This window comes from Streptomyces sp. NPDC004111 (assembly GCF_042874215.1).
In the GTDB taxonomy this organism is placed as follows: domain Bacteria; phylum Actinomycetota; class Actinomycetes; order Streptomycetales; family Streptomycetaceae; genus Streptomyces.
In genome coordinates this window covers 48,801-61,202 of the sequence record NZ_JBIAMU010000006.1, presented here as the reverse complement: position 1 = coordinate 61,202, position 12,402 = coordinate 48,801, and the positions used below count along the sequence as shown (strand labels likewise).

Below are 12,402 nucleotides of genomic sequence, written 5' to 3'. Positions count from 1 at the left end.
ATGTGCCCGCTTATGTCTGTTTCTTCTGGTGTTCGTCGTTCGGGTTCCGGTTCTCAGGGGATGACCCTGGATGAGGTGCTGGCGCTGCCGGTGAGCGTGAGTGTGTCGGTGGCTGCGCGGGCGTTCGGGATCGGCCCGGACAAGGCGTATGCGTTGATCAAGGCGGGGGCGTTCCCTGCGATGACGGTGCCTGTCGGTGACACGTTGAAGGTGGCGACGGTGACGATCTGGAAGGCCCTGGGGATCACCCAGCACCATTGATCTGTTGGAACCTATTTTCCTCTGAGGTCGCGTGAATGAGCCTCCCCCTGGGCCTTCTGCACGGGTGGGCCCTGCCTGATGGCGGGGCCTCCTCAGTGACTCGCACCACAAGAGCTCGGGCGGTCACTGACATCAACGCGGTTCTGAGCTGCAATTTTCACAACTTACTAACACCTTGGATGCGACTTTCGCAGCTTTACCATAACCGAGGCACGTACTCTGACCTATTGAGGAGCTAAGCGGTTGCTAAGTGGCAGGTGACTGCGCTCCCGACGGAGGGACTGTCGATGGGTGCTCGGCTGACGGGCTACACGAGCACGGGTGGACTCCACCCAGAGGAAGCCAAGGGGCTTCGTATCGCGTCCTCGCTGCTGCTCGGCGAGGAGCCTCCGACGAAGAGCGATGTGGTGCGCACCATCAACGCCAAGGGCTACCGCACGTCCCGGGGTAGCGAGTGGCGCACCTCTGTACTGATGCGCACCCTGCTGCACCCCCGCATGGCGGGCCTCGATGAGGATGGAAACCCCATTGAGGGGCACGACGAATCGGTCCTGACCGTCGACGAGTACAACCAGCTCACCGAGCGGTACGGGGCAACGCCCGAGGATGAGGAGCAGGCGACTCCGCGCCCGGCCTACGACTATCTCGCAACGAACGGTCTGTCACTGTGCGACCAGTGCAGGTATGCCATGGTCGGCGCCCGGGTGACCGGTGACGCCGATCCGAGCTACCGGTGCCCTCCGCCGGCAGAGGGAAGGGCTTCGTGCGGACGCGTCCGCATGACCGCCGACCGCCTGGAGACGGCGGTGGGCGAACAGGTGGCCGCTGAGCTGCTGCGTCCCGGTGTTCGGGAGCAGCTTGCCCAGTTGCAGGAGGACATCAGGGACGAGGTGTCCCGGCTGCGCGCGCACGTCCAGGGCGCGGATCAGAGGTTCGCCGAGTTGGGCGACATGTACGGCCGGGGCCTGTTGGTGAAGGCTGCGTTCCTCGCCGCGCAGCAGGCGACGAAGCAGGACCTCAAGGAGACCCGTGTGCGGCTGCGGCTGCTGGAGCAGGTTGCCGAGCTGGACCTGGGGCAGGTGACGGACGTAGTGGCGTGGTGGAACTCGGCACCCCAGACGTCGCGTCGGGCTCTGGTCGGGCTCGTCGCGGAGGTCGTGTACGTCCTGCCCTCGGGGCACGGCCCGCACGACCCGCACGAGCGGATCAACATTCTCTGGCGCACCGCCAGCTGACCTCGGCCAGGCTACTGCCGCTCCCCCGCTACCTTCTGCTGTACCTGCACTCTCATAGAACTGGATCTTGTTGTGACCGCGCCGTCTCTGCGCCCACTGTCCGCTACGACCTGGGCGTGGGTGCACGAGCGCGTCGCCTGGGGTTACAGCAACTGCGGACTTGTTGCCTCCGAGGGCAAAGCCCTGCTGGTCGATACCCAGTTCACTCTGGAGGAGACCCGTGAACTCCTGGGCGCGATACGTGCCGCCGCTCCGGGAGCCGAAATCACCACGGTGGTCAACTCGCACGCCAACGGCGATCACACCTGGGGCAACCAGTTGCTACCGGCGGCCGAGGTCGTCACGTCTGTGGCGTCCGGCGAGAACCTGTGCCACGAGATGAGCCCGGCGCAGCTCACTGCTCTGTGCCAGTCGCCCCCGACCACGGCGGTCGCCCGCTACGCGGCCGAGCATTTCGGGGCGTTCGACTTCTCCGGCATCACCGTGAAGCCGCCCACCCGCACGTTCACGGGGCGCACGACGGTCCAGGTGGGGCGGGTTGAGGTCGAGCTGTTGGACTTGGGGGCCGGGCACAGTCACGGCGACGTGGCCGTTCATGTCCCCGATGACGGTGTGGTGTTCGCCGGGGATGCTTTGTTCAACGGTGCGCACATGGTGGTGTGGTCGGACTCGCTGCGCGCGTGCGTCAGCGCGTGCGACACCCTCCTGGGGACCGGCGCCCAGGTCTTCGTCCCGGGGCACGGTCGCATCACCGACCGGTCCGGGGTCATCGTCATCCGCGACCAGTTGACCCGTGTGCTGGAGGCGGCCACCGAGTTCGCCGGAGCCGGCGTCGACCTGGCTGAGGCGGCGCACCGTGTGCAGGAAGCTCATGCGGGGTCGTTGGCGCACCCGGAGCGGCTGTTCACTGCGGTGGCCGCTGCGTACAAGGACGCCGGGGTCCAGGGGGTTCCTGCTGGCACGCTGCCCCTGGTGGAGGGCATGGCGGCGCTGGCCAGCCGCTGACCCCTCGTTGAACCGGGTCGTGCACAAGGGGGTTCCTGCCGAGCGGCAGGAACCCCCTTCTCTGTGGCGCCGGTGGGCAGGCCTTGAGGTCAGACTTGCTTGGGTGCGACGTCGGCCACCGGGTACGGCGTCCGCGGGGAGGGAACGTCGGAGTCGGCGGCGCATTGTTCGGCGGGGATGACGAACATGAGGCGCTGTGAGCGGGCGCCCATCGGCTCGTAAGCGCGGAAGACGACCTCGAACTCTTCCTCGCCGTGCCCGGGGAGATAGAGCTTGCGGCGGTGCCCGTCGGGGTGGGTGACGGTCGTCAGGTCCTCGCACAGGCGCCGAGCGGACGCCGTGTCCCGGGCCTTGACGTCGGCCAGCAGAGCTTGGAGGACTTCGTCATCAGGGTGGGCTTCGGCACGCAGACGCAGCTGGGAGGACATGGGCTTGGCCCAGTCCCGTTCCCAGTTGATGAGCTGCAACCGTGCTTCCTGGTAGGTCAGAGCCCAGACCATGACGTTGATGCCGTGCTTCATCCACGGCCAGTCGCGCTCGGCTGCCTCGTTGTACAGCAGGACGTTCCAGTGCCAGTCGGATACGTAGGCGGGCCAGGGCTGAACTCGGACGAGAGCAGCGGTGGACGGGTCCACGTCGGTGCTGGGGACGAGGACCTGCGGGGGGACTTCGCCGGTGGTGAAGACGAAGAGGGTGTGGCGTTCCGCCTCGTCGAGGTCCAGGACGCGGACGACGCCTTCGAGGAGTTCTCGTGTGGGCTTGTTCGCCCGCCCGGATTCCAGCTTCCGGTACCAGCCCTCCGTGATGCCCAGGAGGGTGGCGAGTTCGGCTTGAGTGAGGCCGGGTTTGGTGCGTTCGCCGAAGCGGGCGGTGAACCCGGCGACGAGAGACGGATCCCGCCGCTGACGCCATTTCCGGAGAAAGGGCGTGATCTGACGGGTTGCGGACATGCGGGTTCCACTCCATACGGCAGGTAAAGATCAGCAAAAGACTCAGGGGACCCTAACGGTAATTTCCCGCAAGCCGGACACGTGGCCACGGCGAGGAAGCCCTAACCCTCGGCGTCACCATTGGGACATTTTGGCGAATCGGCGCCATAACCCCTACGCGATGACGGCCACACCGAGAGCGGAGGAACCGGTTCCGCCAGTACCGGAAGTGTACTTACCGAACTCATGATCGAATTTATGGCCGATCTTGCTGTCAGAGTTGATCTGCCGTCAGTGCCACCCCCAAGGGCGGGGCAGAGGCGGGGCACGCACGGCACGACAGGCCAGCGCGGTGCCGAGTCGACCAGATCCGCGAAAGGGACCCCATGGGCCGCAGCGTCTTCATCACCGGTGGCAACCGAGGCATCGGCCTGGCCGTGGCCAGGGCCATGGCAGCCGACGGTGACCATGTCGCGGTGACCTGCCGGACCGGCGAACCACCCGCCGGGGTCCTGGGCTTGTACTGCGACGTCACCCACCCCGAGGACATCGAGGCAGCGTTCAAGCGCGCCGAGGAGGCACACGGGCCTGTCGAGGTCCTGGTGCACTGCGCCGGCATCACCCGGGACGGCCTGCTGATGCGGATGTCCGAACTCGACTTCACCGACGTCATCGATACCAACCTCACCTCCGCCTACCGCGTCGCCAAGCGGGCCAGCCGCGGAATGCTCCGCGCCAAGGGCGGACGGATGATCTTCGTGTCCTCCGCCGTGGGCCTGCTCGGCGAGGCGGGCCAGTCCAACTACGCGGCCTCCAAGGCAGGACTGGTCGGCTTCGCCCGTTCCCTCGCCCGCGAGTACGGGTCGCGCGGCATCACCTCCAACGTCATCGCCCCGGGCCTCACGGCCTCCCGAATGACGCAGGACCTCCCCCAGGAGCGGATCGACGCGATGGTGTCGCAGATCCCGCTCGCACGCATCGCCCAGCCCGAGGAGATCGCGGGCGCGGTCCGCTTCCTCGCCAGCCCGGCCGCCTCGTACATCACCGGCGCGGTACTGCCGGTGGACGGCGGCGCCGGCATGGGGCACTGAGCCCATCACAGCGGATGCCTTGGGGGGGCAGTCCGGATCATCACGCGGGGCCGCTCGGGCGGCTTCGGGACAGGGGCAAGGGCAACGTGACCATCGACGCGCGGCGTGTAGCTGCGCTCGCACAGGCGCCACGGCGGGGGCAGCAGGGCAGCAAGGGCCTCGACCTGGCGGCGGTAACTCAGGTGCTGGGACTGCACGGCAGGCTGGACAACGCGCTGGGGCGGCCGGTCGCCTGGAGCAGGGCGGCTTGCCGCCTGGGCCGCACGGGGACGAATCGGACGGCGCCGCAGGACGGCGCGGGGAGCAGGGAGGCTGCCACGGTGTGCGCGGGCTGCCCCATCTTCCGCGACTGCGCCAACGCCCTGATGGCGGGTGCGCCCGCCGAGGTACGTCAGTGGCGCGAGCGGGCAGAGGGATAGCCAGCTCGGCGACTGAACGGCAGGAGGGGAAAGGGCCTGCGGCGGTACTGGATTCCAGTGCCGCCGCAGGCCCTTCGTGCGTGGTGGGTGATGGCGTCTGGATACGGCCTGCGGGCCGGGGATGCGGCTCCGGGGTGGGCTGCGAATCCCGGCCTGGAGAGGGCTCCGCCTAGGGGCTCGGCCTAGGGGCTCGACCTAGCGGATGGACGTGTTTCCGCAGGTCAGAGGTGTCGATGGCGCGCGCGGCAAGTGAGACCCAGATCACTCCCTCCCCTGCATCGGGAGCTGGACCCCCCTCCTAGTTTTAGTAGAATTAAGACACAAGGTGAGGGCAGGAAGTCACACCGGAAACACCTCTTGGAGTCCGAAATGCTGCGCAAGCTCAAGATGACCCAGATCCACGCCAACCCGAACCAGCCGCGCGAGTACTTCGACGAGGACAAGCTGAACGAGTTGGCGACGGCCATCGAGACCTACGGCCTGATCCAGGCGATCGAGGTCCGCCCCGACAACGAGAAGGGCGGGTACGAGATCGTCTCCGGGGAGCGCCGCTACCGCGCACACCAGATCCTCGGCAAGACGACCATCCGGGCCGAGATCACCTCGGAGAAGAGCGAACTCCAGCGGTTCAAGCGGTCGATGTCGGAGAACGTGAACCGCGAGGACATGACCCCCTTCGAGGAGGCGCACGGTTACCAGCGCATCCTGGACGAGGAGGAGGGCGCGACTGTCGAGTCGGTCGCGGCGGACTTCGGGAAGACGGTCGCGTACGTCAAGCTCCGCCTTCAGCTGCTGGACCTGCGGGTGGAGTTCCAGGAACTCGTGAAGGCGGAGAAGATCGGCACTCAGGCAGCCGTGCAGATCGCACAGCTCACCTTCGCCAACCAGGGCGCGCTGCTGAGCAAGTTCGTGCGCGGCGAGTTCACGTCGGACAACGAGATCGTGCACTTCGCCTTCGCGATGAAGCAGCAGCAGGACCAGCAGGTGCTGATGATCACCGAGGAGATGACGGAGGAGCAGCGCGCTGAGCGCACCGCGACCCGCACCAAGACGCGCAGCACGCTGGACGACATCGAGCGGCTGATAGCAAAGCTGGACGAGATCGCACAGACGGACCCGTTCAAGCTCGCCGAAGCCCTGGAAGGGCAGATCACGGCCCAGCAGCAGAAGTTGGACCGCGTGGCCAAGACGCTGACGAAGGCACGGTTCCAGTTGAAGCAGGCCAAGGCGCACGCGGAGGCCAAGGAGGTCGTGACGGTCAACCCGGAGGCAGAAGCCCCCAAGAAGGTGACCGTGACGGTCCCGCAGGAAAAGGCCCCCGAGAAGGAGCTTGCGGCGGTCTGAGCAGGGATGCGGCGGCCCGCGACAGCGGGCCGCACCTTCTGGCCCGGGGGCGGCCTCACGCCCCCTCCCGCAAGCCCTTGAACATCTGGAGCAACGCCATGAGCGACACGTCCCGCCGACCACTGTGGACCGACCTTCAGCGCGCCGATTTCCACCGCGCCGCCCACTACGAACTGCCTCTCGAACCGATTGCGGCACGTATCCCCGCCGCGGTGGACAAGTCGGGGACCGAGGCCCTGTTCGGGGAGCCCGTGCAGGCAGCGCCAGGGCGGTCGCACACCGCACCGAAGAAGCCGCACGACGCCGACGGCCAAGACGAACTCTTCTGACCGGGAGACGCTGACGCCCATCCGCTCACATCGCCTGACGGCTCGGGCACGGCGAGTGTTCTGCCTGCCGGTCACTTCGGTCCCTCCGCCGGAGGGCATGACAGCGGGCGCGCTGTTGGGGTTCCGCTTTTCGGGAGGGCTGGACACCCTCCTAACTGAGAGTAGAATTTAGATCACAAGGGATGACGCCCCACCTCGCGGGGCCGCACGAAGAAGGAGGGGAGATGTCCACAGCACCGGTCGAATGCTTCGACCTCTACGGTCACGATGCACCCGAGTGCGTCAACTGCGAGGGCTCCGGACAGGAGGCTTACCTCCATGGGCCGCACGAGAGGCACCGCGAGTGCCCCGACTGCATCGGTACGGGGCGCGCCCTCAAGTGCCGGGCCTGCACCGACGGGACTCACCCGTCCGGCGACACCTGCCCGAACTGCAACGGCTACACCTTCCTCCTCTGACCTCAAATAGGTCACAACACATGAAAGGGCAGATCATGAACCTCGGCGACAGCCTCACCCACGCAGCGTTCACGACCGGAAGCGAGTTCGCCCGGGGCGCGACAACCACCGGAACGGTCCGCATCACCATCCGCACACCGGACGGCACCCAGCACTTCCAGCGCCCCGACAGGGGTGGCGCCGAAGACTGGCGCGCCTGCGACCTGGAGAACGACCAGGGTGGCTTTCGATTCGACGAACCCATCTCCACCGAATGGGGAGTTGGGCTGGAATCTCTGGCCGCGGGAACCGGCCACCGATCCTGAAAGAGGCAACGTCATGGACTTCGAAGAGGGTGAGCACGTCACCCCCAGAAAGCGCCCCCTACCCGGCCAGCTCCGCCTGTTCGGTCGCGTCACAGGCTGGGGGACCTGCCCTTTCGAGGGCATCCGGCTCGTCATGGTCCGCTGGCCAGGCGCCCACCTCGACACGGCGCACCGCCCCGACGAACTGGTCCACACGGACTGACCAGGCACCTTCAATAGGTCATAACACTAAAGCGTGCTAGGTTCTTGATCGTCGTCAGGTCCAGGCACGACCAGACAACCCACCACCTTCCGGACGGGCAGCGACCCCCCGCGCCCCGCCCGCCCGGAACGGCTCGTCAGATACGAGCCACCCCTCCGGCCGGGACCCGCCCACCCAGCGGGTCCCGGCCCACCCATGGAGACACCCAGATGCCTACCAACAGCAGCCACCACGACACCGATCTCTACGCCGCGCTCATAGCGGAGCGGTACGGCCGACCACTGGCCGACATCCTGCAAGAAGGAGCACCACGCCCCGTGCAGGAACTCCTCCAGGAACGCCACCGCCGCCCCGCACCCAAGCCCCGACCCATAGCCCACATCCCCGGCCCCGACCCATTGGCAGCCGAACACTGCGCCATCGTCTTCGCCGCGACCGCACCCCGGCGCCGGAAGGCCTCATGAACCACGACATGACCGAGGAACGGTTCCGCCGCCATGTCCGCCAGCTCGCCGAGATGCGCGGCTGGAACCTCGCCTACCACACGCACAACTCCCAGCGCAGCGACGCAGGTTGGCCCGACGAGGTCTATGGCCACCCCAAGGCGATGCGAACCCTGTTCGTGGAACTCAAAACGAACTCAGGCCGCCTACGCCCCGCACAAGCCGACTGGCTCAAGCACCTCGCCGGCTGCGGCTTCGAGGTCGCCCTGTGGCGCCCCCGAGACCTCGGCCTGATCGTCAACACCCTGGCGCCCGGCGGCCCCCGCGCCCAACTCCCCGACCACGTCTGATGAACCGAAAGAACACCATGACCGACACCGACCGCACCCCCCACGGCACACCCCCGAACCCGGGCTCCGTGTGGTGCTCCAGCTGCGACAGCTGGTTCAACACCATCACCAACACCTGCCGCTGCAACAACCGTTGACGGCAATGCCCCCCTTCACCACGCACACCGGGCGCGGCCAGCACCTCAGCACCGACGAGGCGCTGGCCGCGATCGTCGACCTCTCCCACTACCTGTGCGAACACCTCACCGACAGCCAATGGCGCACGGCGGACCGCATCCGCCACCTCGCCGAAACCGCCACCCGCACCACGAACGGAGCCTCCTGATGCACGTACGGTTCGACACCCTGCCCGCCCCCCACCGCAGCCAGGAGTCCTACGACACCGCCCAAGCACTTCGCGAACGCCCCGGAGCCTGGGCACACATCGACACCCACGACACCCTCAACCGGGCCTCCAACCAGTCCCACCGCATCCGCGCCGGGAAGATCGCCGCGTTCCGCCCGGCAGGCACCTTCGAGGCGAAGGCACACAGCACCCGCGAGGGAACCGCCGAAGTGTGGGCCCGCTACACAGGGCCCGTCGAAGAAGCATGACCGCCACGTTCTCCTACGAAAAGAACGTCCTCGGCTACGCCGCCTACCTGAACCACAGCGAGTGGATCGGCGACGTATACCGGTGCAGCGCCGCACAGTTGCCCGCCCCCGAGTGCCAGGGGTGCGGGCTGTGGCACGGATACACGCGCACGATGCACTCCGCCGGGCTCCCGCAGTACAGCCTCCACGGTGCCCCCACCCGCCACGAGGCCACCCGCTCCCTGCACGCCAAACGCCAAGAATGGTCCACAGCGGCAGGCACCTCACGGATGACGGTCAGGCCGTGAGGTCGAGGAAGTCAGCCACAGGCTTCGCCTTCCGGTGAGCCCCCATCTGGGCTCGCAGCGCATCAAGCGTGCTGCTTCCGCGCGCGGAGTCCGCCCCGCCGAGCTGGTACAGGGCCTGCTCGGCGACCTCTACGGCCGCTTCCACATCGCCCAGTCCGAGATGCGCCTCAGCCTGCCGCGCCAGGTAGATACCAGCACCGCGAGCCTCCGTACTCGTGTCGTATGGATCCTCGTGACGCAGCGCGTTCCTGAAGTGCTCCAAAGCCCGCCGCGGCTCGCCAAGCGAGAGCGCACAACTCGCCGCGACTTCGTGGACTTCGCCATGCGTCATCCAGTACATCGAGGGCAAGTCGTGCTCGGCGGGCCCTGACCGGTCGTAGGCGGCGAACGCCGCATCAATCGCCCGGTACGCGGCAGTCACCTCACCCGCCTTGGAGTGAGCGCGGGCCTGCCTCGCGTGCAGCATGGCCAGGACCCGCCCCGACGTGATCTTGTGCCGGTTGTCGAGGGCCCGTTCCACCAGGCCGAGGGCACCGTACGGGTCACCGGCGCTGTAGCGGAGGTTCGCCCAGAACGCGAGCGTGCTCGCACCGACCGTCGCAGACCCACCGCTGGCAGCCGCACGCAGCGACACACCGAATCGCTGTTCTGCGTCCGCGAGGCGACCACTGTCGTACGCACACCACCCGGCCAGCCGGGACGCCTCGGCCGCCGCCGCGAACAGGCGCCGCCCGGTGGCGTTGTCGTAGGTCTTCGTAGTGAGGGTGTCGCGGATCAGCTTCAGCTCGGCACGCGCCGCGTCGTAGGCCGTGGTGGAGCCGACTTCATCGTCCAGGCGGCGCAGAGTATCCAGACGGGTGTCGAAGAGGTCGGCAGCACCCGCTCCGATCCGCCGGCCGTGAGTGGCGGCGACGGCCTCCGGGGTGGCGGCAGCCCAGTGAGCGCCGGTCGCCGCGAGGGTGCCCAAAGATGCGATGACGAAGCCGCGACGGTCCACAGGTCCTCCTGGGTCCTCCAGTGCTTCCACGGTACCCGCGGTGGTCCAGGGCAACTCCCAAAGCGTGTACTCGTCGTGGAAGAGGAGCAGCAGCCAATCGGGCCAGCCCCGCCGTCTCACTTCCTCAAAGTCGATGCTGTGCAGGTCAGCCATCGCGTACTGGGTGTTCATCTCCGGTTCGGTGCCGTTGATCCACCGCGAGAACTTCTCCTTCCGCCAGGCCATCTGCCCGAACCCGAGTGCCTGGTGGCGGTCGGCGACCCGCTTCAGGTACGCCGACGCCGTGGTGTGCTCGCGGGCCAGCAAGGCGTGCAGGGGATGACGGACGAGCACGGGGCTCATGGGCTCACCACCTCCCGACCGGGATGGCCCCAGTGTGCTGCCCGCCCGTCCGCCCGGGAACAGGGCGACCAAGCCGAAGGCAACGGTGGGCAACCCGGCGGCATCCCGCAGCAACCCCAACAAGCTTCCCCACCCAGCAGCTGCGGCGGTGTCCTGAGAGCAAGCCGGTCCGCGGCTGAGCCTGCACCCTCAAAGCGCGGGCCGGCGCCGCTGGAGAAGCCGACCACCCCTGTGCTTCTCCCCCACTCTGGAGGCGTCGTCATGACATCCGCGATCACCCCATGCACCACCAGCAGCAAGCCGTTCTCCGTCGACCTGCCGGAAGAGTTCACCGCGCAGTGGGGCCGTATCGACGGCATCACCGTCGACGGCACCACCCTCACCGTCGACCCCGACACGTACTTCTTCCGCTACGAGAACCCCTCCTGGGTCCTGACCGACTGGAACCTCGTCCGAACCGAACTGCTGGGCACGGCCGAAACCGACGAACAGGCAGTCGAGCAGCGCGCCCTGGAGTTCGTGAAGGCCCACGGCCAGGTCACTCATGACCCGGCGAAGGTGCTGGAGGTCGGCTACCAGGTCGCCGCGCACCTCTTCCGCGACGAGTACCTGAACGTCCCCGGCCTGGACGTCACCGAACGGGAACTGAAGGCACTGCGCGAGGCCACCACGATCATGGCGCTCAACCGGGTCGAACTCGACGGGCACCTGTCCAACGTCGGACCCTGCTGGTTCTTCCCCGTCGCCACCTCGGTCGTCTTCGGGTTCACCGAGGAGGAGGGCAAGAGGGTCGACGAGCTCTACCACGGCGGCTGGTTCAACGAGGTGCGCCGCCGGGAGTCCGTCCTCGCACACGCCGCCCTCGGCGGACGACTCGTCCACGGCTGCCAGGCATCCGCCGACATGGCAGGCGGATGCGTCCTCGCCTACGGCACCGACCTCGAAGGGTTCCGTGCCGGACTCGAATCCGTCCGCCACACGTGGATGGCCAAGGTGGCCGCCATGGGCTGCCGGTGACCCTCACCTTCGTTGCGGGTGCCGGGAAGAGCCCTACCTTCCGGCACCCGCACACCACCGCCCGCAAAGGAGGGACCGTGAAGGACCCGATGCCGCCCGGCGGCCACGTGATCGACGCCTACGTCAACGCCCGCGCCTGGAACCACATCGCCGCCCAAACCGCCCCCGACACCACCGCGTTCGCCCAAGGCACGGTGCCGGGCACGATCGCGTGGACCTGCTGGCCCGGACACGGGCCCGGCGCCGAATGGATCGGCGACCTCGCCCACGCACAGGTCGCCGAGCTGGGCTGCGGCACCGGTGAGCACATCGCGTACGCCGCAGCCCACGGGGCCCGACTCGCCGTCGGCGTCGACGTCGCAGACCAGCGAATCGCGCAAGCCCGCGCCTCCTTCGGCCACCTGCCCGCCACAGACTTCCGCACCGGCGACGCCACCGACGTCCTGCCCACACTGCCCCAACTAGACGTGTGCTTCTCCATCTACGGGGCTCTCTGGTACGCCGACCCCAACCGGCTGCTCCCCGCCATCCACCACCAGCTCCGCCCACACGGCGTGCTCGCCTTCTCCACGAACGCCCCTCGCCCAGGGGAACTCCCGGGCCGCCGCGTCGACAACCTCACCCTCACCAGCGGCGCACGGCTGCCCGTCGTCCACTACTCCTACGACGCCGACGCCTGGCGGCGCCTCCTTGACCAGCACGGTTTCGACCGGATCGACATCCTGCCCGTCGACGGACCACAGAACAGCCCGTACCGCACCCTGGTCCTCCGCACCCGCCGGGCCGACGGCTGA

The 12,402-nt window shown here is 67.8% G+C and carries 19 protein-coding genes; 17 read left to right on the top strand and 2 right to left on the bottom strand.

Translation table 11 applies throughout. From position 1 onward, the window contains the following. The first annotated feature begins 12 nt into the window (after positions 1-12). The 3 genes from ACFYVL_RS14350 (at position 13) to ACFYVL_RS14340 (ending at position 2,501) form a co-directional block, all read left to right on the top strand. On the top strand, positions 13-261 hold the full coding sequence (locus ACFYVL_RS14350) for a DNA-binding protein (RefSeq protein ID WP_389244369.1): 249 nt from the start codon (positions 13-15) through the stop codon (positions 259-261). A gap of 287 nt (positions 262-548) precedes the next feature. After that, positions 549-1,496, top strand: coding sequence for a zinc ribbon domain-containing protein (locus tag ACFYVL_RS14345; protein WP_389244367.1), 948 nt, complete (start codon positions 549-551; stop codon positions 1,494-1,496). Between the two features lie 120 nt (positions 1,497-1,616). Next, positions 1,617-2,501 (top strand): MBL fold metallo-hydrolase, encoded by an 885-nt coding sequence (locus tag ACFYVL_RS14340; RefSeq protein ID WP_389244365.1) that lies wholly within the window; start codon positions 1,617-1,619, stop codon positions 2,499-2,501. Positions 2,502-2,590: 89 nt separating this feature from the next. Here the strand turns inward: ACFYVL_RS14340 and ACFYVL_RS14335 are convergent, their stop codons facing one another. After that, positions 2,591-3,451: a helix-turn-helix domain-containing protein gene (locus ACFYVL_RS14335; RefSeq protein WP_389244363.1), complete on the bottom strand. Its 861-nt coding sequence runs from the start codon at positions 3,449-3,451 to the stop codon at positions 2,591-2,593. A gap of 365 nt (positions 3,452-3,816) precedes the next feature. Here ACFYVL_RS14335 and fabG point away from each other — a divergent pair, with 365 nt between their 5' ends. The 12 genes from fabG to ACFYVL_RS14275 all read left to right on the top strand — a co-directional run bounded on the left by fabG (position 3,817) and on the right by ACFYVL_RS14275 (position 9,252). After that, positions 3,817-4,521: a 3-oxoacyl-ACP reductase FabG gene (gene fabG, locus ACFYVL_RS14330; protein ID WP_389244361.1), complete on the top strand. Its 705-nt coding sequence runs from the start codon at positions 3,817-3,819 to the stop codon at positions 4,519-4,521. Between the two features lie 86 nt (positions 4,522-4,607). After that, on the top strand, positions 4,608-4,940 hold the full coding sequence (locus ACFYVL_RS14325; RefSeq protein ID WP_389244359.1) for a hypothetical protein: 333 nt from the start codon (positions 4,608-4,610) through the stop codon (positions 4,938-4,940). 369 nt (positions 4,941-5,309) lie between these two features. Beyond that, the gene (locus ACFYVL_RS14320) at positions 5,310-6,284 is read left to right on the top strand and encodes a ParB/RepB/Spo0J family partition protein (protein WP_389244357.1); all 975 of its coding nucleotides are present in this window, start codon (positions 5,310-5,312) and stop codon (positions 6,282-6,284) included. Positions 6,285-6,382: 98 nt separating this feature from the next. Further along, positions 6,383-6,613: a hypothetical protein gene (locus tag ACFYVL_RS14315; RefSeq protein WP_389244355.1), complete on the top strand. Its 231-nt coding sequence runs from the start codon at positions 6,383-6,385 to the stop codon at positions 6,611-6,613. A gap of 224 nt (positions 6,614-6,837) precedes the next feature. Continuing rightward, entirely contained in the window at positions 6,838-7,071 is a 234-nt protein-coding gene (locus ACFYVL_RS14310) for a hypothetical protein (RefSeq protein ID WP_389244353.1), read from the top strand. A 20-nt stretch (positions 7,072-7,091) separates the two neighbouring features. After that, positions 7,092-7,376 (top strand): hypothetical protein, encoded by a 285-nt coding sequence (locus tag ACFYVL_RS14305; protein WP_389244351.1) that lies wholly within the window; start codon positions 7,092-7,094, stop codon positions 7,374-7,376. Positions 7,377-7,389: 13 nt separating this feature from the next. Continuing rightward, the gene (locus ACFYVL_RS14300) at positions 7,390-7,578 is read left to right on the top strand and encodes a hypothetical protein (protein WP_389244349.1); all 189 of its coding nucleotides are present in this window, start codon (positions 7,390-7,392) and stop codon (positions 7,576-7,578) included. A gap of 209 nt (positions 7,579-7,787) precedes the next feature. After that, positions 7,788-8,042: a hypothetical protein gene (locus ACFYVL_RS14295; protein ID WP_389244347.1), complete on the top strand. Its 255-nt coding sequence runs from the start codon at positions 7,788-7,790 to the stop codon at positions 8,040-8,042. Then, positions 8,039-8,371: a VRR-NUC domain-containing protein gene (locus ACFYVL_RS14290; RefSeq protein ID WP_389244345.1), complete on the top strand. Its 333-nt coding sequence runs from the start codon at positions 8,039-8,041 to the stop codon at positions 8,369-8,371. Before ACFYVL_RS14295 ends, ACFYVL_RS14290 begins: the two co-directional genes overlap by 4 nt. Positions 8,372-8,513: 142 nt before the next feature. After that, positions 8,514-8,696: a hypothetical protein gene (locus ACFYVL_RS14285; RefSeq protein ID WP_389244343.1), complete on the top strand. Its 183-nt coding sequence runs from the start codon at positions 8,514-8,516 to the stop codon at positions 8,694-8,696. Beyond that, positions 8,696-8,965, top strand: a complete 270-nt coding sequence (locus ACFYVL_RS14280) for a hypothetical protein (RefSeq protein ID WP_389244341.1) — start codon at positions 8,696-8,698, stop codon at positions 8,963-8,965. The genes ACFYVL_RS14285 and ACFYVL_RS14280 overlap by 1 nt, the downstream gene beginning before the upstream one ends. Then, positions 8,962-9,252, top strand: coding sequence for a hypothetical protein (locus ACFYVL_RS14275; RefSeq protein WP_389244339.1), 291 nt, complete (start codon positions 8,962-8,964; stop codon positions 9,250-9,252). Before ACFYVL_RS14280 ends, ACFYVL_RS14275 begins: the two co-directional genes overlap by 4 nt. Here ACFYVL_RS14275 and ACFYVL_RS14270 read toward each other — a convergent pair. Next, entirely contained in the window at positions 9,242-10,591 is a 1,350-nt protein-coding gene (locus ACFYVL_RS14270; RefSeq protein ID WP_389244337.1) for a transcriptional regulator, read from the bottom strand. The genes ACFYVL_RS14275 and ACFYVL_RS14270 overlap by 11 nt on opposite strands. A 261-nt stretch (positions 10,592-10,852) precedes the next feature. Here ACFYVL_RS14270 and ACFYVL_RS14265 point away from each other — a divergent pair, with 261 nt between their 5' ends. Together ACFYVL_RS14265 and ACFYVL_RS14260 are read left to right on the top strand one after the other, a co-directional pair. Next, positions 10,853-11,608 carry a hypothetical protein gene (locus ACFYVL_RS14265; RefSeq protein ID WP_389244335.1) on the top strand — a complete coding sequence of 252 codons (756 nt, stop codon included), beginning with the start codon at positions 10,853-10,855 and terminating at the stop codon, positions 11,606-11,608. A 77-nt stretch (positions 11,609-11,685) separates the two neighbouring features. Next, complete coding sequence (locus tag ACFYVL_RS14260; RefSeq protein WP_389244333.1) at positions 11,686-12,402, top strand: class I SAM-dependent methyltransferase; 717 nt, start codon at positions 11,686-11,688, stop codon at positions 12,400-12,402.

Coding starts and splice junctions, on each gene's coding strand:
- ACFYVL_RS14350 (WP_389244369.1), top strand. CDS start 13: ATGTCTGTTTCTTCTGGTGTTCGTCGTTCGGGTTCCGGTTCTCAGGGG.
- ACFYVL_RS14345 (WP_389244367.1), top strand. CDS start 549: ATGGGTGCTCGGCTGACGGGCTACACGAGCACGGGTGGACTCCACCCA.
- ACFYVL_RS14335 (WP_389244363.1), bottom strand. CDS start 3,451: ATGTCCGCAACCCGTCAGATCACGCCCTTTCTCCGGAAATGGCGTCAG.
- fabG (WP_389244361.1), top strand. CDS start 3,817: ATGGGCCGCAGCGTCTTCATCACCGGTGGCAACCGAGGCATCGGCCTG.
- ACFYVL_RS14320 (WP_389244357.1), top strand. CDS start 5,310: ATGCTGCGCAAGCTCAAGATGACCCAGATCCACGCCAACCCGAACCAG.
- ACFYVL_RS14315 (WP_389244355.1), top strand. CDS start 6,383: ATGAGCGACACGTCCCGCCGACCACTGTGGACCGACCTTCAGCGCGCC.
- ACFYVL_RS14310 (WP_389244353.1), top strand. CDS start 6,838: ATGTCCACAGCACCGGTCGAATGCTTCGACCTCTACGGTCACGATGCA.
- ACFYVL_RS14305 (WP_389244351.1), top strand. CDS start 7,092: ATGAAAGGGCAGATCATGAACCTCGGCGACAGCCTCACCCACGCAGCG.
- ACFYVL_RS14300 (WP_389244349.1), top strand. CDS start 7,390: ATGGACTTCGAAGAGGGTGAGCACGTCACCCCCAGAAAGCGCCCCCTA.
- ACFYVL_RS14295 (WP_389244347.1), top strand. CDS start 7,788: ATGCCTACCAACAGCAGCCACCACGACACCGATCTCTACGCCGCGCTC.
- ACFYVL_RS14290 (WP_389244345.1), top strand. CDS start 8,039: ATGAACCACGACATGACCGAGGAACGGTTCCGCCGCCATGTCCGCCAG.
- ACFYVL_RS14285 (WP_389244343.1), top strand. CDS start 8,514: ATGCCCCCCTTCACCACGCACACCGGGCGCGGCCAGCACCTCAGCACC.
- ACFYVL_RS14280 (WP_389244341.1), top strand. CDS start 8,696: ATGCACGTACGGTTCGACACCCTGCCCGCCCCCCACCGCAGCCAGGAG.
- ACFYVL_RS14275 (WP_389244339.1), top strand. CDS start 8,962: ATGACCGCCACGTTCTCCTACGAAAAGAACGTCCTCGGCTACGCCGCC.
- ACFYVL_RS14270 (WP_389244337.1), bottom strand. CDS start 10,591: ATGAGCCCCGTGCTCGTCCGTCATCCCCTGCACGCCTTGCTGGCCCGC.
- ACFYVL_RS14265 (WP_389244335.1), top strand. CDS start 10,853: ATGACATCCGCGATCACCCCATGCACCACCAGCAGCAAGCCGTTCTCC.